We start from the raw sequence: 17,152 nt of genomic DNA on the forward strand, positions 1-17,152 counted from the left end.
GTCACCCGTTAGTGGCTGCCGTAGTTGATGGTAAGAATGGCCACGACCGGATGGGCGTCACCATCCGCGCAGGTCTGAAAGTCGTCGCAGTATTGGTAGTCGATTCGAGCACTGCTGCTCAATTCGTAGTGAATGGTCCGCGACCAGCCGGAACTCTGCGGACGGCCAGCCTTACCACGCAGAAAGCACGTCTGCGCGATCGGATCAGGCTTACCGGGTTCGTGTGCCACGTGATCCCAGAACTGCTGGGCCTGCTGAAGGCCTACACGCTCCGCCATCTGCGCGTAGTGCTGAAGGAACCTCCGATGGACGAGAATCCTGTAGGTAGGAGCCTGCGCCGGTTTCCCGCCGGGACGCCGGGCGCTCATCAACGGCTGGTAGGCGCTGGTGCCGCTCACTGCGGCTCGCTCACCTGGACAAGGTCATCAGGCCCATGACGACCGAGAAGGATGGAGCGGCGCAGCGGGTCTTCCAGCTGACGTGCTGTGATCCGCCAGGCCTTGATGACCTCGTCCAGCGCCGTGGGGTCCTCATCCGAGGATGCGGCGAGCAATGCGTCGTGCAGTTCGTCGACGAACTCGCGTAGGTCGTCCACATCGAAGGCACGCAACCAGGCGAGATCACCCAGTTCTCCCACATCTGGAGCGACCTCTCGCCGCAGCAGGTGCTCCAGCCGCATGTGGGCGCGGGACCACCTGGCAATCTCCTCCAGAAGGCGCAGGCGCCTCTCGGGGAGCATCACCAGGCTGGTGCCGTCCTTGTCGCGCAGGCGGGCCAAGCCGTCGCGGGCGGCGTCAAGCACTTCGGTGCGTTTTGTCGCGAGGTCAGACGCTTGGAAAATCATGTCAGCCATGACCGCCTCCCATTGCCAGGATCATAGTTAGGATCCTAGATGTCAATGGGCCGAGTTCGAGGCAACGGTCTCGCAAAGCCTCTGAATGAGGAGGGTCGAGCATGGGTGAGGACGAGCGGCCCTACGATGCCCGCGAAGCCCTGATGCGCGAGGACACAGCGGGCCCTCGGTCCGAGTGGAAGACACCCAGCCTGGTGATGGAGCTGGTCGATGCACTGAAGAACCGATTCAACGGCGACCGTGAGCATGAGGATGCCGCCCATCGCTTCTTCAAGGCCTCTCATGAGCTGACCAAACGGGGTATGGACGCCGATTCGCTCGTCCGCTACGGAATGCGGCAAGAGGTTCTGGCCCCTCTCCTCGCATCCCTTGTGATCAGCTACGTCCTGCCCGCAGACAAGAGAGACGCCGCCCTCACGTCGAACCACCTCGACCTGTCGGGCTGGCAACCGCTCATGAAGATCCTGCCCGCACCGGCCGACGAGCGGCCTGACCCCGGTCGGCTGGCGGAGATCGCAATCGAGATGACCGGGACGGTGCTGGCGTCGTTCGACCACTGGATCGCGCACTCATCTCTCACGGCCTTGTTCGCTTTGAAGGCGCCCGGCGACGACCACTTCGGGGGCGAGCGGTCGGACGACATGGATCAGACTCTCTGTGACGACTATCGATGGCTGGTCGAGCGCTACTCGGAGACCTTTCTGCGGGAGTGGTCTACGACTTCCCTGCACAGGGAGTATCGGTGGATCATGGAGATCGAGCCCGCCGTGTTCGCCGAGAGACTTCTGCGGGACCGCCGGATCGAGCCGTTGGCGCTTGAGGCCGAGATCGCTCGACGAGCCGTTCTGGAGTCGATGGGCGCACCTGACACGCTCCGCCACCACGCCCCTCTCGTCCACGAGATGTCAGCACACGCGATCACCCTGCTCCACCAAGGACGACGAAACGACGCCGCCGCCCTGTTCGAGTTCGCCACCCGTAAGTGGCCCGGAGACCCGGTCGCGCACAACAATCTGGGGTTCTGCCTGATCCCTGACGCCCCCGAGCGAGCGATGTCGCACCTCGACAGAGCCTCCCGAGCCGGGTACAAACCCCCGGCGACGAATGCCTACAACCGCATGTGCTGCCACCTCGCCCTCGAACAGCCGCGACTTGCTCTCGCCGTCGCCAACGATTTCTGGACTACGCACGCCGACCAACTGAGCACTCCGGCCGTCCTGTGGCGGCGTTCGGGCGACGAGTGGGTGCTGCACAACGTGATCGACGCCCGAAAGGATCTCGTCATGCTGGCGATAGAGATCACTCTTTTGGAAGGGCGCACCGAAGAGGCCCGGCTGTGGCGAGAGCGAGCCAACCAACTCGCCACGGGCTAGCTACAGCTGGAAGTAGCCCTCGGCGATCAGGGGGCGGAGGGCGTCGGGGTTGAGGGATTCGCCGTTGTCGACCAGTTCGGCGATGACGTTGAGGAGGGGGCCGAGGGCCAGGTCGCCGTCGCAGACGCCGGCCAGGGCCGCCTCCACAGTGCCTACGTCCGTGCTGCGCCGCAGGCCCCGCGTCTGGCGCAGCACGATCCTCGACGGATCCTCCGCGCCGGGTGCGCCGATGCGTTCGTCGAGGAGGCCGTCGACCGTGCGCAGCCGGGCGGTGTCCAGGCCGGTGGCGCGGTGGGCGGTGGCGATCGCGTCGAGCACCTCGTCCACGTAGCCGCCCACCGGGAGCTCGACCTGGTGGGTGAGCCGCTCCAGGCGTACGACGGGGTCTAGGGTGCCGGAGTTGCGCATGGTGATCCAGCCGAAGCCGACGCCCTCGACCTGGGCCGCCTCGAACCAGGCCAGCCAACGGTCGTAGTGCTCGGTGTAGGCGGGGGTGCCCTGTTCGGCGGCGTCCCGCAGCCACAGTTCGACGTATTCGGCCGGGTCCTGCACGTCGCGTTCGACCACCCAGCCGTCGCATCCGGTCTCGGCGAGCCAGCCGCCGACCCGTTCGCGCCAGTCCTCGCCCCGGACGTGCAGCCAGTTGGCCAGGATCTGGCAGTGGCCGCCGGGGGTCAGGTGGCGGGGGGCTTGCCGTACCAGGTCGCGGCAGAAGCCGTCGGCCTCGAAGCCGGACTCGCGGTAGGTCAGGGCGCCGCCGCCGGGGGCGATCACGAAGGGCGGGTTGGAGACCACGAGGTCGAACAGTTCGCCTTCGACCGGCTCGTACAGGGAGCCGACCCGGGCGTCGATCCCTTCGACGCCGGACAGCGCCCAGCTGATCCTGGACAGTTCGATCGCGCGCGGGTTGACGTCGGTGGCGGTGACGTGCGCGGCGCGGCCGGCCAGGTGCAGCGCCTGGACGCCGCAGCCGGTGCCGAGGTCGAGGGCGCGCTCGACCGGGCGGCGGGACACGAGCTGGGCCAGGTTGGCGGAGGCGCCGCCCGCGCCGACGACGTGGTCGGCGCGCAGGGCGGGGTCGCCGGGGCGCACCTTGCGGTCGCTGACGACGTAGCCGGTCTCGTCCCAGGGCTGCAGGTGCACGCTGGCCCGCACGTCCTCCCCGACGGGCACGACCAGCCCGGACTCGAACACCTCGGCGGGCAGGTCGTCGGCGGGTACGGGCACGCCGAGCCACCACAGCCGGATCATCGTGGCCAGCGGGTCCCCCTCGCGCGTGGCCCGCAGGGCGGGGACGAGCTCCTCGCGGGCGAGGGCCGTCGCGGCCATGTCGCCGAGCCGCGAGCGGACCCCTTCGATGGTGTAGCCGGTCTTCAGGAGATGGTCGCGCAGTCGTTCCACCCGGCCATCCTCCCATCGGCCACCACACACCCAAGATCCGGAACTCACAGTAATCATACTGTTACAGAAATACCCAAGCATTCTGCAAGCGGGGAACAAGTGACGCGCGATATCCATGTGAGAGCAGCCGCCGTTCGAGGGGAAGCGGACCTTCCATGTTGATCCCTTGCTTCGCGTGCGAGTCCAGGTTCAGGCCCGACGAGTACTTCCAGGCGTGTTCCGACTACGACCGCGCGCTCGACCGGGTGTCGTGGACCTGCCCTCGCTGCGGCAACCGCGACGACCTGCGGGTCTTCCATGGCGAGTTGGGGTTCGGCGCGCCCGCCCGGGGGCGCTTCGACGTGCAGGACCGGCTGCGGGTGCCCGGTCTGCGGCGGCAGCGGCAGGACCTCCGGCTGGACATCTCGCTCGACACCGCCTCCTGGCGGGTGCCTTCGCAGGCCGCTAGACGGGTCGGGCAGCCGGCATGACCACCGGGCAGGCGTGTTCGGGGGTCTCGCCGCGCATCAGGCGGACGATGTCGGCCACGATCGTCTCGGCCTGCTCCGCCAGTGTCTCCGCGGTGGCCTCGCCCAGGCGCGGGGTGAGCACGACGTTCGCGAGCCGGGTGAGCGGGTGGGTGGGGTCGAGCCACTCGCCCTCGAAGTGGTCGAGCCCGGCGCCGCCGAGCCGGCCGCCGCGCAGGGCGTCGACCAGGGCGGCCAGGTCGTGCAGGGCGCCTCTGGAGGTGTTCAGGTAGATCGTGCCGGGGCGCATCGTGGACAGTTCGGTGTCGCCGATGAAGCCCATGGTCTCGATGGTCACGGGGACGTGCAGGGAGACCACGTCGGATTCGGCGAGCAGGGCGGGCAAGCTGTGGGTGGCCTCGTCGACGTAGGGGTCGCAGGCGATGACCCGCATGCCGAGGCCGCGGGCCCGCCAGCTCACGGCGCGGCCGACGCGGCCGAGCCCGACGATCCCGAACGTGCGTCCGGCCAGGCGCAGCCCGCGGTGGCGGTGGGCGGGTGGGACGCCGCCCCAGAAGACGCGGCCGCGCCGTACCTCGCGGTCGGCGGTGACGATGTGGCGGCTGACGGCGAACAGCAGGGCCAGGGTGAGTTCGGCGACGGCGTCGGCGTCGCGGTGGGCGAGGCGCAGGACGGTCACCCCGCGCCGGGCGGCGAGGCCGAGGTCGATGCCGGTGGGGGCGCCGAGGGAGGCGACGATGTCGAGGGGGAGGTCGAGGACGGCGGCGCGCACCTCGTCGCCGTCGACGACCAGGACGCTCGCGCCGGTCTCGGTGACCAGGTCGGCGAGGCGGTCGTCGGAGTATCCGAGCGGAGGGCGGTGGGGAGCGAGGACGACGTCGGCCACTTCGCGCAGCCGCGCGACGGCGTGCTCAGGCAGCGGGGCCAGCACCAGCGCACGAGATCGGCTCACAAACGCGACAATAACACCACAGAGGGTGGTCGCCTCATTGCTCCCCGCGCTGACGCAGACTCTGCCAGGCGGCCTCGCCGAGACCCTTGATCTCCTCGCTCGTGGGCAGGTGGGCGCCGGCGAACCACAGTCGGCACATCTCCTGCGCGGGCCCGAGCCAGAGGACGTAGCACATGGTCGGGTGCACCGGCTGGAGCTGGCCGTTCTTCATGTGCGGCCGCCACCATTCGGAGACCTGCTTGAAGAAGGCGCGTCTGGCCTCGGCCACCTCGGGTCCGCCCGGCTCGTTCTTGCGCGGCGGGCGCTCGCTGACCAGCAGCCTGGCCCGCTCGGGGTGTTCGCCGGCCCAGCGCATGTGGAAGGCGACGACGGCCTCGATGCCGTCGCGAGCGTTGTCGTGGCTGACCAGCTCGGCGAGGAAGGACTCCTGGTAGGCGGTCAGGATCTCCGCGTAGAGGACGCCGAAGACGTGTTCCTTGCTGGCGAAGTGGTGGTAGAAGCTGCCGACGCTGACACCGCTCTCCTCGCGGAGGCTGGCGAGGGTGGTGGCCGACACCCCGTCCTGGCTGAAGCGCCGCAGGGCGCCCTCGATGATCCGGCTCCGGCCGTCGCGTCCGTTCCTGACACTCTTCACGAGGTCAATGGTGAGCCACCAGAACCTTATTCCGCAAATACCCCTGCCTGTTGGATCATAGCGACAACCTCCACTGATCCGGAACTGACCTTCATTTTCGCGTCGGGCCAGGTCTTCCTGATCAGCTCGAGCACCTTCCGGTTCTCGCCCAGCACGTCCATGCCGACCGTGGTGGCGCCGCGCGTCGCGGCTCTGTGCAGCAGGGCGTCGAACAGTCGGGTGCCGATCCCCATCCCCTGCCACTGGTCGGCGACCACGATCGCGATCTCCACGTCGGCCCCGCCGCCGCGGTAGCTCATGGCGTGCCCGACGATCTCCCCGCCAACCTCGGCGACCAGGGCGTCCCTGCGCTCGTCGACGGCCAGGAGGGCGCGCACCAGGCTGGTCGCGGGCGTGGTCACACCGGTGAAGAAGCGGAGGGTCTGGGTGTGCAGGGACAGCCCCGTCAGGAAGCGCCTGACCCGCTCCTCGTCGTGTGGTCGCGCGAGCCGCACCTGAGTCTCGAACACAGACTCAGCATTTCGCGATCACCTGAGTCTGTCAAGTAGACTTAGGCGGACGGAGAGTTACCATGCCAGATATGAACGAGCCTTTCCGGGCTGAGAACTGCTCGATCGCGCGAACCCTGGACGTCGTCGGGGAGAAGTGGACCTTCCTGGTGCTCCGCGAGGCGTTCTCCGGCGTGCGCCGCTTCGCCGACATGCAGGCCATCACCGGAGCGCCCCGCCAGGTGCTCAGCGCCCGCCTCGCCCGGCTGGTCGACGAGGGACTGCTGCGCAAGGTGCCGTACCGCGAGCCCGGACAGCGGCAACGCGACGAGTACCGGCTGACCGAGAAGGGCCTCGACCTCTATCCGCTCCTCATCGCGCTGATGCACTGGGGCGACAGATACCTGGCCGACGCCGCGGGACCGCCCATGGAGCTGACCCACCGCGACTGCGGCGCCCCCGTGGAGCAGTTCCTGCGCTGCGCGGACGGCCACGAGGTCGGCGGCCCGCGGGAGGTCACCGCGCGGCCGGGGCCCGGCGCGCTGCTGAGCGCCTAAGCCAGCGAGCGCAGACTCCGCCGGAAGTCGAGGACGGTCGCCAGCGCGGCCCCGCCCAGCAGTACCGCGACCGCCAGAGCGCGCACCAGCACGTACGTCTCGACCGGCAGGGTCAGCAGCAGCCACATGCTCAGCGCCCCGTTGCCCAGCTGCGCGAGCCCCCACATCAGCGACTGCCGGGTGTAGAAGCGGCGCATCCTCGGGTGCGCGACCACCCGCTCGGGCAACGGCACCAGGTCGGCCGCCACCCGTTCGGCCAGCGGCCTGCGCGCCTTGGCGGTGACCAGGAACGCGGCGCTCGCGCAGAACACCCCCAGCGTCGGCTGCAGGAAGAACAGCCGGGGATCGACGAAGACCAGGACCAGCGCCAGCCGTACCGTCATCATGATCGAGGCGAGCAGGACGCCGCCGGGCACGGTCTGGCGGCGCGCCAGCCGCCAGGCCAGGCCGCCGTAGACCCAGGCCGCCGCGATCGCGAACGCCCCCGCCAAACCGGCCACCAGCAGGCCCAGGTAGAAGACCGCGACCGGCATGACCATGCTTTCGAGCACGCGTGGCAGCGCGTGCCGGAGGAGGACGCCCATCCGGGGCAACGCGACCGCGGGCGAGACGGCGAGCATGGTCATATGGGGTGTGCTGCTCCCAGGGGGATGGAGCGTTCCTAAAGGGCCGATCCGACCGTAGACGACGGTGGAACGATCCGACACCCTTTTGCCCACATCTTCGCGGCCTCGGCGGTCGAGGCGCAGGTGGCAGTGCCTACTCTGTAGGGGTGTACCGGTTCCTCCTCACGCCACGCTGGCTGGCGCTGCATGTCGTCGTGCTGCTGGTCATCCCCGCCTTCGTCTTCCTGGGCCAGTGGCAGTTCGGCAGATTCGAGGAGCGGTCGTCCAACAGCGACCTGGTCACCAGGAACATCGAGGCCCCGCCCGCCCCGCTGGAGACGGTCATCGCCCCCGGCAAGCCGGTGAGCGTGGACGACCGCTACAAGCGGGTCACGCTGAGCGGCACCTACGACGCGAGTCACGCGCTGCTGGTGCGCAGGCGCCCGCAGAGCAGCCAGCTCGGCTTCTACGTGCTGACCCCGCTGGTCACCGGCGACGGCCGGGCCGTGCTGGTGAACCGGGGCTGGGTGAAGGCCGGCGCGACCGCCGACACGCTCCCCGAGGTGCCCGCTCCCCCGGCCGGCCAGGTCGAGGTCACCGGGCGGCTGCGGATCAGCGAGACCGAGGAGTCGAGCGGCATCAAGGACCGGGCGGGCCTGCCCGCGGGCCAGGTGCTGCTGATCAACACCCAGGCGATCGGCAAGGGCCTGCCGTACTCGCTGCTCGACGGGTTCGTGGAGCTCACCGAGCAGCGGCCGAAGACCTCGCCGGCGCCCGAGCCGGTCCCCGCGCCCGACGTCGGCGCGGGCGGCGGCCTCAACCTGGCGTACGGCGTGCAGTGGTGGCTGTTCATCGGCATCGCGATCGGCGGCTGGCTGCTGCTGATCCGCCGCGAGGCCAACGACCGCAAGGCCGCTGCGGCGAGCAGCGACGAGACCGAGAAGGTGAACGCCTGACGTGTCCCGCCATATCGCATTCTCCGAGCTGCACAACTTCCGCGACGTCGGCGGCTACCCCACCCAGGACGGGCGGCACAGCGTCAGGTGGGGGCGCCTCTACCGCGCCGACTCCCTCGGGCTGCTGGCCGGCGACGACCTCGGCAGGTTCGAGGCGCTCCAGGTGCGCACGGTGATCGACCTGCGGCATCCCTTCGAGGTGGAGCACCGCGGCCGGGTCCCCGAGGCCGACGGGCTCAGCTACCACAACCTGCCGGTCGAGGTCCGCAGGTGGGACGTGACGCTCTTCGACCCCGGACTCGGGGTGGGCAGGTTCCTCGCCGACCGCTACCTGGAGGTCTCGGAGGACGGCGCCGACCTGCTGCGCTCGGCCATCGAGACGATCGCCGTGGCGGACAACGCCCCCGTCGTCGTCCACTGCGCCGCCGGCAAGGACCGCACCGGGCTGCTCACCGCGCTGGTGCTGTCGCTGCTGGGGGTCTCCCGCGAGGACGTCGTGGCCGACTACGCGCTCACCGGTCTGGCCACCGAGCGGTTCATCACCTCCTGGCGCACCCGCCATCCGGAGGCCGAGCTGTGGCCGGGCTTCGGCCTGGCGCCGGCCGAGGCGATGGACCTGTTCCTCGCCGACCTCGACAGCCGCCACGGCTCGGTCGAGGACTACTGCGCGCAAACGCTGAACCTGGCTCCGCAGGCCGTTGAGCTGCTCAGCAACAATCTTCTCGACTGACGCGAACGAGACATCCGCGCCCCCTTTGTCCGAGATCGTCAGTCCGATGATCCCAGGTCTCAACACGATCAGATACACACAGCTTGTTCCGGCTGTCACGGTCGTCGTACGGTTGCCTGCGTGACTACGCCGCTGCTCCCCGATCCTGACCCAAGGCGGCGCGACTACGTGATCATCTCCGCCGACGATCACCTGATCGAGCCTCCCGACCTTTTCGATGGCCGAGTCGCGGAGAAGTACGCCGAGCTCGCGCCCAAGGTCGTCGAGACCGACACGGGCCACCAGGTCTGGAGGTACGGCGGCGCCACCTACCCCTGCGCCGGGCTCGACGTCGGCGCCGGCCTCCCGCGCGAGCAGTGGACGCTCGACCCGGTCAGGTTCGAGAACATGCGGCCCGGCTGCCACGACATCGAGGCCAGGATCGACGACATGGACCTGGCGGGCATCTGGGCGGCGCTCTGCTTCCCCGGCATGCTGGCCGGTCAGTCCGGCATGCTGTTCGCCAGAACCCGCGACCAGGACCTCGGCCTCGCCCTGGTCAAGGCGTGGAACGACTGGCACATCGACGTGTGGGCGGGCACCTACCCCGAGCGGATGATCGGCCTGCAGCTCCCCTGGCTGCCGGACCCCGACATCGCCGCCAAGGAGATCAGGGCGAACGCGGCCAGAGGCTTCAAGGCGGTCGTCTTCCCCGAGTTCCCGACCCGGCTGCGACTGCCGTCGATCCACTCCGGCCACTGGGACCCGTTCCTGGCCGCCTGCGAGGAGACCGGCACGGTCGTCTGCCTGCACACCGGCGCGTCGAGCTGGTCCCCCGTACCGTCCCCCGACACGCCCATCGAGGCGATCACCACGCTGATGCCGGCCAGCGCGATGTACGCCTGCGCCGACTGGCTGTGGTCCGGCATCCCGCTGCGCTTCCCCGCGCTGCGCGTCCTCATCGTGGAGGGCGGCGTGGGCTGGCTGCCGATGCTGGCCGAGCGCGCCGACTACGCCCTCGACCACCCCGTGGCGGGCGAGGCGCAGTGGGAGGGCGGGCTCAAGCCGAGCGAGGTGCTGCGCCGCAACTTCTTCTTCGGCAGCCTGGACGACCAGGCCCTGTCCGGCGTACGGCTGGCGGTCGGCCTCGACCACGTCCTGCTGGAGAGCGGCTACCCGCACTCCGACTCGACCTGGCCCGACACCCAGACCGCCGTCTCCAAGAACCTGGGCGCCCTGCCTCCCGCCGACATCGCCAGAGTCGCCTACGGCAACGCCGCCCGCCTGTTCGGCCACCCGCTGCCCTCGCGGGCGTGGCTCAGGCGGGAGGAACTGTAGCGCCCTGAATGATCTTGCGCTCCCAGTCGACGTAGCGCCCGCTCTCGCCGAGCAGCGACCCCATCAGCCAGAGGAACACCCCGAAGTCGTCGGCCACGCCGATCAGCACCAGGAAGTCGGGGATGACGTCGATCGGCGAGACGATGTAGACCACGCCGAGCGCGAGCAGCGCCAGCCTGCCCTTGGCCATGCCGGGGTACTTTCCGCGCGTCACCGCGCCGAGCATGCGCGGGATCGCGCGCACTCTTGCCATCAATCCGGGCGTACCCGGCTGACTCACTTCGCGGTACGTGCGCCAAGCCGCTGCGGCGCGGGTCACTTTCGCCATCGTGAGCACCTCCGTGGTGGCGTCTACCCAAGACTTCTCACGACATAACGTGTCACGCTCGGCGATTCGTTCCCCCGGTGGTCAGCGCATGGCCGGGTGCTCGAACGGCGTGGCGGCCTCGATCTGGGCGGCGAGCCGTACCAGGAGGTCCTCGCGGCCCGTGGCGGCGATGAGTTGCACGCCGACGGGGAGGCCGGCCGGAGTCCGGTGCAGGGGCAGGGAGATCGCGGGCTGTCCGGTCGCGTTGATCGGCGAGGAGAACGAGACGGCCCGCGTGGTACGGCCGAAGGCGGTGCTCAGGTCGTCCGGCGAGATCCAGCCCAGCGGGTACGGCGTCACCCCGATCGTGGGGGCGAGCAGCAGGTCGAAGCCGGAGGCCCCACCACTCGGCCATGCGGCGGCGGAAGGCGTCCATCCACTGCAGGGCGGTGATGTGCTCGACCGCGCCGCGGCGCCGCCCGCCCTCGGCCATCAGCCGGTTGCGCGGCTCCAGCTCGGCGAGATCCACCGGCTTGCCCCGCCAGGCGGCGATGTTCTCCAGCTCGGCGGCGACGTTCGCGGACACGATGGCGGCGAAGTGCAGCGGGAAGTCCGGGTCGCCGAGCGGCTCGGGGCAGCCGGGCAGCACGTCGTGGCCGAGCGACTCCAGTAGGGTCGCCGCCCCGGCGACGGCCTCGGTCAGGGTGGCGTCCTCGGGCACGTCGCCGCGCGGGTGGGCGCTGACGAACCCGATGCGCAGCCGTCCCGGGTCCGCGCCCACCTCGGCGGCCAGCGGGCCCGGCAGCGCGGGCGCGTCGTAGGGGTCGCCGGGCACGTACCCGGCGATCAGGTCGAGGGCGGCGGCGGTGTCGCGGACCGTCCTGCTGACGAAGCCCGCCACCGAGAACCCGCTCCAGCCCTCTCCCGTGGCGGGCCCGTAGCTGGAGCGCCCCCGGGTCGGCTTGAGCCCCACGAGCCCGCACAGGCTGGCCGGGATGCGAATCGAGCCGCCGCCGTCGCTCGCGCTCGCCAGCGCGACCATCCCCGCCGCGACCGCCGCCGCCGAGCCGCCACTCGACCCGCCGGGCGACTGGCCGAGGTCGTAGGGGTTGCGGGTGGGGCCGAACGCGACGGGCTCGGTGGTGATCGTGGTGCCGAACTCCGGGGTGTTGGTCCTGCCGAGCACCACGAACCCGGCCGCGCGCAGCCGGGCCACGCTGTGCCCGTCGGCGGCCACACGCACCCCGTCCAGCGTCCGCGAACCCGCGTTGTACGGCTCGCCCGCCTGCCCCCAGCCGAGATCCTTCAACAGGATCGGCACGCCGCGGAAGGGCCCTTCGGGAGCCTGGTCCGCCTCGGCCAGCGCCGCCTCGAAGCGGCGGTGCACTACCGCGTTCAGCTCGCCGTCGTGCGCCTCGATCTTGGCGATCGCCGCCTCGACCAGCTCCCGCGGCGAGGCCAGCCCCTCCCGTACGGCCTGCGCCTGCCCGACCGCGTCCAACCGCAGCAGTTCGTCCATCGCTATCCCTTCGGTGCCAGCCCGCGGACGGCCTGGGTGATGGAGACCTCGCCGCCGGGGATGGGGGCGAGGACGGGGGTGTCGAGCCCGTTGGCGACATACTCCTCGATCCGGGCACGGCAGGTGGCCGCGTCGCCGTGCACGATCAGCGCGTCCACGACCTCGTCCGGGATCGCCCTGAGCACCGCCTGCCGGTCTCCGGCCCGCCAGGCCTCGTGCATCGGCCGCAGCACCTCGTCCCGGCCGAGCCAGTCGTGGAAGGCGGCGTAGGCGGGGACGGTCAGGTAGGCGGCGAGCATCCGGCGGCCCATCTCGCGCACCTTGGCGGCGTCCTCGCTGACGCAGACGAAGATCCTGGCGATCAGCTCGGTGCCGGGGCCGATCTCGGCGCGCACCCGCCGGACGTCGTCCGGCGAGAGCCAGTTGGTGATCGCGCCGTCGGCCTCCTCGGCGGCCAGGCGCAGCATGCGCGGCCGGAGCGCGGCCAGCACGATCTTCGGCGCGATCCTCGGCGCGCGCTCCAGCTTGAAGCCCTTGACCTCGAACGTCTCGTACGCCTCGGTGACCTTCTCCCCGGCCAGCGCGCTCCTCAGGAAGCGCAGCGTGTCCCGGGTGCGCGCGTACGGCTTGGCGAACTCCGCGGCGTTCCACCGCGACACGATCGCCGGCGAGGACGAGCCGATGCCGAGCACGAAGCGCTCGGGGGCCAGGTCGGCCAGTGTGGCCGCGGACATGGCCAGCACGCCGGGCCCGCGCGTGTAGACGGGCACGATCGCGCTGCCGAGGCGCAGTCCGGGCGCCCACTCTGTGGCCATCGCCAGCGGGACGAAGGCGTCCGCGCCGTTGACCTCGGCCGACCAGACGTCGGTGTAGCCCAGCGCGGGCAGTTCCCCGATCAGTTCCCTGGCCTCGGCCAGCGAGCGGTCGAAGAAGGGGATCGTCATGCCCCAGTTCTGAGTCATCGCGGGCCTCCCGGCTGTAGCTTGCCCCGGTATGCGGGGGCTCCGTCAAGATACCAACCGGGCGGTATGTTCAGCCGGAAGCCCACAAGGCCGTCTGAAGGCCGCGCACGGCCCGCCCGGCACCCGGGGAGGGGATCACTCCCGCAGCTCGTGTACCGCCGCGATGAAGTCCTTGGTGATGCCTCTCAGCCCCGGCAGGTGGGACAGCCCGACCAGACGATCGACCAGCGGCACCGTGACCTCGATCAGCCGGTAGGTGCGCCGGCAGCCCGGCGAGGTGTCGTGCACCCAGAACAGCACGATCCCCATCGACATCAGCCAGAGCAGCTCCGGCAGCTCCTCGCGCAGCTCCGCGTCCATCCGGTCCCGCGAACCCTCGACCACCTGCCGGTAGATGGCCACGGACGCCTCCCGCGCGGGCGACGACTGCGCGCTGAACGGGCTCAGCGGATTCGTCGGCTCGGCCGCGTGCTTGAAGAACTTCACCGCGAACTCGTGGTACGGCTCCGAGACCCGCACCCACTCCCGGAAGACGCCGCTCAGCCGCGCCGCGAACGACCGCTCGGTGGCCAGCAACTCGCGGCAGGCCCGCTCGTGCTCGTCCTGGGCCCGGTCGTAGTAGGCCTGGATCAGCGCTTCCTTGGAGGCGAAGTAGTAGTAGGCGTTGCCCACGGAGACCCCGGCCTCGGCGGCGATGGCCCGCATCGTGGTCGCGTCGAAGCCGCGTTCCCGGAACAGGCGCAAAGCCGTCTCGACGATGACCTCTCGGGTGCTCTCCGATCCTCGGTTTCGGGGTTCGGACACGCACGTCACTTTACGTTAGGAGCGGCCCTTTCGGTCACGCGACAGCACCGTGATCACCGCCACAGGGTAAAGATCCACTCCGAGCGCGGATCATGTGGGCTCCACGGTGGCATTGATCCTTCTGGCGGAAGGGCAATCCGCGAGAAGGCATCGATATGTGGATACGTTGGTCGGTGCGGCTGCTCATCGCCGCGCTCATCGCCGTACAAACCTGCATCATCGCGGTGGCAACGGCCGCCTCCGCCGCACCCGTCACCCCAGGTGACCGGGTACGGCCGGCGCCGCCACCCGTGATCAGGACCTACGAGATCGAGGGAGTAATCGAGACCGCCCGCTGGTACGCCGCCAGGCTGGACCAGAGCACGAGCGACGACCTGTCCAGGACCAGGCTCCGCGAAGCCGGACGCATCTCACACGGACTCGCGATGGGTCTGCTGAGAGACGCGGGCCTGCGCCGGAAGTCCTCAGGCCACTGCACGGACCGGAGGATCCGTGTCTGCACCTCACTGGAGGCGGTCAGATCCGCCACGCTCCACCGGGTGATCGAGCTCAAGAGGGCCAGCGGCTGCCCCATCATGGTCACCGGTGGCACCGAGACCGGGCACGCGCCCGGCCCGTTCAGCCACGCGAGTGGCCACAAGCTCGACATCTCACGCAACCGATGCGTCGACCGCTTCGTGACCGGCAACTACCAGCCGATCTCGGTCCGCGGCGACGGCGCCCGCCTCTACCGGGCATCCGACGGCACCGTCTTCGCCGACGAGTCCGACCACTGGGACATCCTGTTCCGCTGACCGCGAGAGCCCGGCACCCTGGAAGCAGGGTGCCGGGCTCAAGCGGAACAGGTCAGAACTCGGCCGCGACCAGCTCGGCGATCTCGGCGGCGTTCAGCGCCGCACCCTTGCGCAGGTTGTCGCCGCACACGAACAGGTCGAGGGTGTTCGGGAAGTCGAGCGCCTGGCGGATCCGGCCCACATAGGTCGGGTCGGTGCCCACGACGTCGGCGGGCATCGGGTAGACGCCGTTCGCCGGGTCGTCCAGGACGACGACGGTCGGCGCGGCGTCGAGGATCCGGCGCGCGTCGGCCACCGTGATCTCACGCTCGAAGCGCGCGTGCACGGCCAGTGAGTGCGTGGTGATGACCGGCACCCGGACGCAGGTCGCCGAGACCTTCAGGTCCGGGATACCGAGGATCTTGCGCGACTCGTTGCGCAGCTTCAGCTCCTCCGACGCCCAGCCGCCGTCCTTGAGCGAACCCGCCCACGGCACGACGTTGAACGCCACCGGCGCGGGGAACGGCGACTCCTCGGGCAGCTTGTTCTGCAGCGCCTTGCGCACGTCACCGGCGCTCTGGCCGATCGTGCGGTCGCCGGCGAGCGCCTCGACCTCGTCATACAGCCGGGCCGAACCGGCCACCCCGGCGCCCGAGACCGCCTGGTAGGAGGCGACGACGAGCTCGCTCAGGGTGTACTCGGCGTGCAGCGCGCCCATCGCGGCCATCATCGACAGCGTGGTGCAGTTGGGCGTCGAGATGATGTTCCGCGGACGGCTCGCCGCCGCCTGCGGATTCACCTCGGGCACCACCAGCGGGACCTCGGGCTCCATCCGGAACGTCCCCGACTTGTCGATCGCGATCGCGCCCCGCTCGGCCGCGACCGGCACCCACACCGCGGACACCTCGTCGGGCACGTCGAAGATGGCGATGTCGACGCCGTCGAACACCTCCGGCGCCAGCGCCTGGACGACCACGTCCTCGCCGCGGACCTGGAGGACCTTGCCGGCCGAACGCGGTGAGGCGACCAGGCGGATCTCGCCGTAGATGTCCTCACGGCCGGAGATGATGTCGCGCATGACGGTGCCCACGGCACCGGTCGCCCCGATCAGCGCGAGAGTCGGCTTCCTGCTCATCGTCCACTACCTCCATACACCACGGCCTCAACCTGCTCCGAATCGAGGTCGAACGCGCGGTGCGCGGCGGAGACCGCCGCGTCCACGCCGTCCTGCCCCACGATCACCGAGATGCGGATCTCCGAGGTGGAGATCATCTCGATGTTGACCCCCGCGTCGGCGAGAGCCGCGAAGAACGTCGCGGTGACGCCGGGGTGCGAGCGCATGCCCGCCCCGATCAGCGACACCTTTCCGATCTGGTCGTCGAACAGCAGCGACTCGAACCCGATGCGCTCCTGGATGCGCTTCAGCGCCGTCAGCGCCGTCGAGCTGTCGGCCGTGGGCAGCGTGAAGGAGATGTCGGTGCGACCCGTCGCCGCGGCCGAGACGTTCTGCACGATCATGTCGATGTTGATCTCGGCGTTGGCCAGCGTTTTGAAGATCGCGGCAGCCTCGCCGACCTTGTCGGGCACCCCGACAACGGTGATCTTGGCCTCGCTCCGGTCGTGTGCGACGCCGGAGATGATCGGCTGCTCCATCTCGGTTCCTTCGGTGTAAGGGTCGGACACGACCCACGTGCCTTCCTTCTGGCTGAACGAGCTGCGCACGTGGATCGGCAGGTTGAACCGGCGAGCGTACTCGACGCAGCGCAGGTGCAGGATTTTCGCGCCGCAGGCGGCCATCTCCATCATCTCGTCATAGGAGATCCTGGGGATCTGCTGGGCCGCGGGCACGATGCGCGGGTCGGCGGTGAAGATGCCGTCGACGTCGGTGTAGATCTCGCAGACGTCGGCCTCCAGGGCCGCCGCCAGCGCCACCGCCGTCGTGTCGGAACCACCGCGGCCGAGCGTGGTGATGTCCTTGGTGTCCTGCGAGACGCCCTGGAAGCCGGCCACGATCGCGATGTGGCCGAGGTCGAGCGCCTCGCGGATGCGGCCGGGCGTCACATCGATGATGCGCGCCCTGCCGTGCGTCGAGTCGGTGATCACGCCGGCCTGCGAGCCGGTGAACGAGCGGGCTTCGTGGCCCAGGTTGGCGATCGCCATGGCCAGCAGGGCCATGGAGATGCGCTCGCCCGAGGTGAGCAGCATGTCCAGCTCACGGGCCGGAGGCAGCGGCGAGACCTGCTGGGCCAGGTCGAGCAGCTCGTCGGTGGTGTCACCCATCGCCGAGACGATGACGACGACGTCGTTGCCGGCTTTTTTCGTCGCGACGATCCGCTGCGCGACCCGCTTGATGCAGGACGCGTCGGCGACGGACGAACCACCGTACTTTTGCACAACGAGCGCCACGAGAGTCTCCCGGTCTGGACTGTGAGCTGCCAGTCTACTGGCGGCCCC

20 protein-coding genes and 1 pseudogene are annotated in these 17,152 nt (G+C 69.9%); 7 read left to right on the top strand and 14 right to left on the bottom strand.

Features of this window, described 5'->3' with window-relative positions; all coding sequences use genetic code 11:
• Nucleotides 1-8: 8 nt before the first annotated feature.
• Both ABZ911_RS18220 and ABZ911_RS18225 read right to left on the bottom strand, forming a co-directional pair.
• Nucleotides 9-398 (bottom strand): hypothetical protein, encoded by a 390-nt coding sequence (locus ABZ911_RS18220; RefSeq protein ID WP_358056572.1) that lies wholly within the window; start codon nucleotides 396-398, stop codon nucleotides 9-11.
• On the bottom strand, nucleotides 395-853 hold the full coding sequence (locus ABZ911_RS18225; protein WP_358056574.1) for a hypothetical protein: 459 nt from the start codon (nucleotides 851-853) through the stop codon (nucleotides 395-397). The genes ABZ911_RS18220 and ABZ911_RS18225 overlap by 4 nt, the downstream gene beginning before the upstream one ends.
• A gap of 101 nt (nucleotides 854-954) precedes the next feature.
• Between ABZ911_RS18225 and ABZ911_RS18230 the strand changes: the two genes are divergently transcribed.
• Entirely contained in the window at nucleotides 955-2,226 is a 1,272-nt protein-coding gene (locus tag ABZ911_RS18230) for a hypothetical protein (protein ID WP_358056576.1), read from the top strand.
• On the opposite strand, the gene ABZ911_RS18235 is transcribed toward ABZ911_RS18230, so the two are convergent.
• Nucleotides 2,227-3,627: a methyltransferase gene (locus ABZ911_RS18235; RefSeq protein WP_358056578.1), complete on the bottom strand. Its 1,401-nt coding sequence runs from the start codon at nucleotides 3,625-3,627 to the stop codon at nucleotides 2,227-2,229. It abuts the gene before it with no gap.
• A gap of 155 nt (nucleotides 3,628-3,782) precedes the next feature.
• Between ABZ911_RS18235 and ABZ911_RS18240 the strand changes: the two genes are divergently transcribed.
• The gene (locus ABZ911_RS18240) at nucleotides 3,783-4,097 is read left to right on the top strand and encodes a hypothetical protein (protein ID WP_358056580.1); all 315 of its coding nucleotides are present in this window, start codon (nucleotides 3,783-3,785) and stop codon (nucleotides 4,095-4,097) included.
• Here ABZ911_RS18240 and ABZ911_RS18245 read toward each other — a convergent pair.
• The 3 genes from ABZ911_RS18245 to ABZ911_RS18255 are packed head-to-tail and all read right to left on the bottom strand — an operon-like array spanning nucleotide 4,072 to nucleotide 6,189.
• Nucleotides 4,072-5,046 (bottom strand): NAD(P)-dependent oxidoreductase, encoded by a 975-nt coding sequence (locus tag ABZ911_RS18245; protein WP_358056582.1) that lies wholly within the window; start codon nucleotides 5,044-5,046, stop codon nucleotides 4,072-4,074. The two genes, ABZ911_RS18240 and ABZ911_RS18245, sit on opposite strands and share 26 nt — an antisense overlap.
• A gap of 34 nt (nucleotides 5,047-5,080) precedes the next feature.
• The gene (locus ABZ911_RS18250) at nucleotides 5,081-5,680 is read right to left on the bottom strand and encodes a TetR/AcrR family transcriptional regulator (protein WP_358056584.1); all 600 of its coding nucleotides are present in this window, start codon (nucleotides 5,678-5,680) and stop codon (nucleotides 5,081-5,083) included.
• Nucleotides 5,681-5,706: 26 nt separating this feature from the next.
• Nucleotides 5,707-6,189: a GNAT family N-acetyltransferase gene (locus ABZ911_RS18255; protein WP_358056586.1), complete on the bottom strand. Its 483-nt coding sequence runs from the start codon at nucleotides 6,187-6,189 to the stop codon at nucleotides 5,707-5,709.
• 71 nt (nucleotides 6,190-6,260) lie between these two features.
• Here ABZ911_RS18255 and ABZ911_RS18260 point away from each other — a divergent pair, with 71 nt between their 5' ends.
• A complete protein-coding gene (locus ABZ911_RS18260) occupies nucleotides 6,261-6,725 on the top strand; it encodes a helix-turn-helix domain-containing protein (protein ID WP_358056588.1) in 465 nt (154 codons plus the stop codon).
• On the opposite strand, the gene ABZ911_RS18265 is transcribed toward ABZ911_RS18260, so the two are convergent.
• On the bottom strand, nucleotides 6,722-7,351 hold the full coding sequence (locus tag ABZ911_RS18265; protein ID WP_358056590.1) for a VC0807 family protein: 630 nt from the start codon (nucleotides 7,349-7,351) through the stop codon (nucleotides 6,722-6,724). The two genes, ABZ911_RS18260 and ABZ911_RS18265, sit on opposite strands and share 4 nt — an antisense overlap.
• 146 nt (nucleotides 7,352-7,497) lie before the next feature.
• Here ABZ911_RS18265 and ABZ911_RS18270 point away from each other — a divergent pair, with 146 nt between their 5' ends.
• The 3 genes from ABZ911_RS18270 (at nucleotide 7,498) to ABZ911_RS18280 (ending at nucleotide 10,333) form a co-directional block, all read left to right on the top strand.
• The gene (locus ABZ911_RS18270) at nucleotides 7,498-8,286 is read left to right on the top strand and encodes an SURF1 family protein (protein ID WP_358056592.1); all 789 of its coding nucleotides are present in this window, start codon (nucleotides 7,498-7,500) and stop codon (nucleotides 8,284-8,286) included.
• Between the two features lies 1 nt (nucleotide 8,287).
• Nucleotides 8,288-9,016: a tyrosine-protein phosphatase gene (locus ABZ911_RS18275; RefSeq protein ID WP_358056594.1), complete on the top strand. Its 729-nt coding sequence runs from the start codon at nucleotides 8,288-8,290 to the stop codon at nucleotides 9,014-9,016.
• Between the two features lie 120 nt (nucleotides 9,017-9,136).
• Complete coding sequence (locus ABZ911_RS18280; RefSeq protein WP_358056596.1) at nucleotides 9,137-10,333, top strand: amidohydrolase family protein; 1,197 nt, start codon at nucleotides 9,137-9,139, stop codon at nucleotides 10,331-10,333.
• Here ABZ911_RS18280 and ABZ911_RS18285 read toward each other — a convergent pair.
• The 5 genes and pseudogenes from ABZ911_RS18285 to ABZ911_RS18305 all read right to left on the bottom strand — a co-directional run bounded on the left by ABZ911_RS18285 (nucleotide 10,314) and on the right by ABZ911_RS18305 (nucleotide 13,925).
• Nucleotides 10,314-10,586, bottom strand: a complete 273-nt coding sequence (locus tag ABZ911_RS18285) for a YkvA family protein (protein WP_358056598.1) — start codon at nucleotides 10,584-10,586, stop codon at nucleotides 10,314-10,316. The genes ABZ911_RS18280 and ABZ911_RS18285 overlap by 20 nt on opposite strands.
• A 156-nt stretch (nucleotides 10,587-10,742) precedes the next feature.
• Nucleotides 10,743-11,000, bottom strand: coding sequence for an amidase family protein (locus ABZ911_RS18290; protein ID WP_358056882.1), 258 nt, complete (start codon nucleotides 10,998-11,000; stop codon nucleotides 10,743-10,745).
• A gap of 271 nt (nucleotides 11,001-11,271) precedes the next feature.
• Nucleotides 11,272-12,159, bottom strand: a pseudogene (locus ABZ911_RS18295) (amidase); the annotation flags it as partial.
• 2 nt (nucleotides 12,160-12,161) lie between these two features.
• A complete protein-coding gene (locus ABZ911_RS18300) occupies nucleotides 12,162-13,121 on the bottom strand; it encodes an LLM class F420-dependent oxidoreductase (protein WP_358056600.1) in 960 nt (319 codons plus the stop codon).
• Between the two features lie 135 nt (nucleotides 13,122-13,256).
• Complete coding sequence (locus ABZ911_RS18305; protein WP_358056602.1) at nucleotides 13,257-13,925, bottom strand: TetR family transcriptional regulator; 669 nt, start codon at nucleotides 13,923-13,925, stop codon at nucleotides 13,257-13,259.
• A 155-nt stretch (nucleotides 13,926-14,080) separates the two neighbouring features.
• Between ABZ911_RS18305 and ABZ911_RS18310 the strand changes: the two genes are divergently transcribed.
• A complete protein-coding gene (locus ABZ911_RS18310; protein WP_358056604.1) occupies nucleotides 14,081-14,719 on the top strand; it encodes a hypothetical protein in 639 nt (212 codons plus the stop codon).
• Nucleotides 14,720-14,771: 52 nt separating this feature from the next.
• Here ABZ911_RS18310 and ABZ911_RS18315 read toward each other — a convergent pair whose 3' ends face one another.
• Nucleotides 14,772-15,833, bottom strand: a complete 1,062-nt coding sequence (locus tag ABZ911_RS18315) for an aspartate-semialdehyde dehydrogenase (protein WP_358056606.1) — start codon at nucleotides 15,831-15,833, stop codon at nucleotides 14,772-14,774.
• The gene (locus tag ABZ911_RS18320) at nucleotides 15,830-17,104 is read right to left on the bottom strand and encodes an aspartate kinase (protein ID WP_358056608.1); all 1,275 of its coding nucleotides are present in this window, start codon (nucleotides 17,102-17,104) and stop codon (nucleotides 15,830-15,832) included. Before ABZ911_RS18320 ends, ABZ911_RS18315 begins: the two co-directional genes overlap by 4 nt.
• Nucleotides 17,105-17,152 lie beyond the last annotated feature (48 nt).

This window comes from Nonomuraea sp. NPDC046570 (assembly GCF_040645915.1).
Lineage (GTDB): Bacteria > Actinomycetota > Actinomycetes > Streptosporangiales > Streptosporangiaceae > Nonomuraea.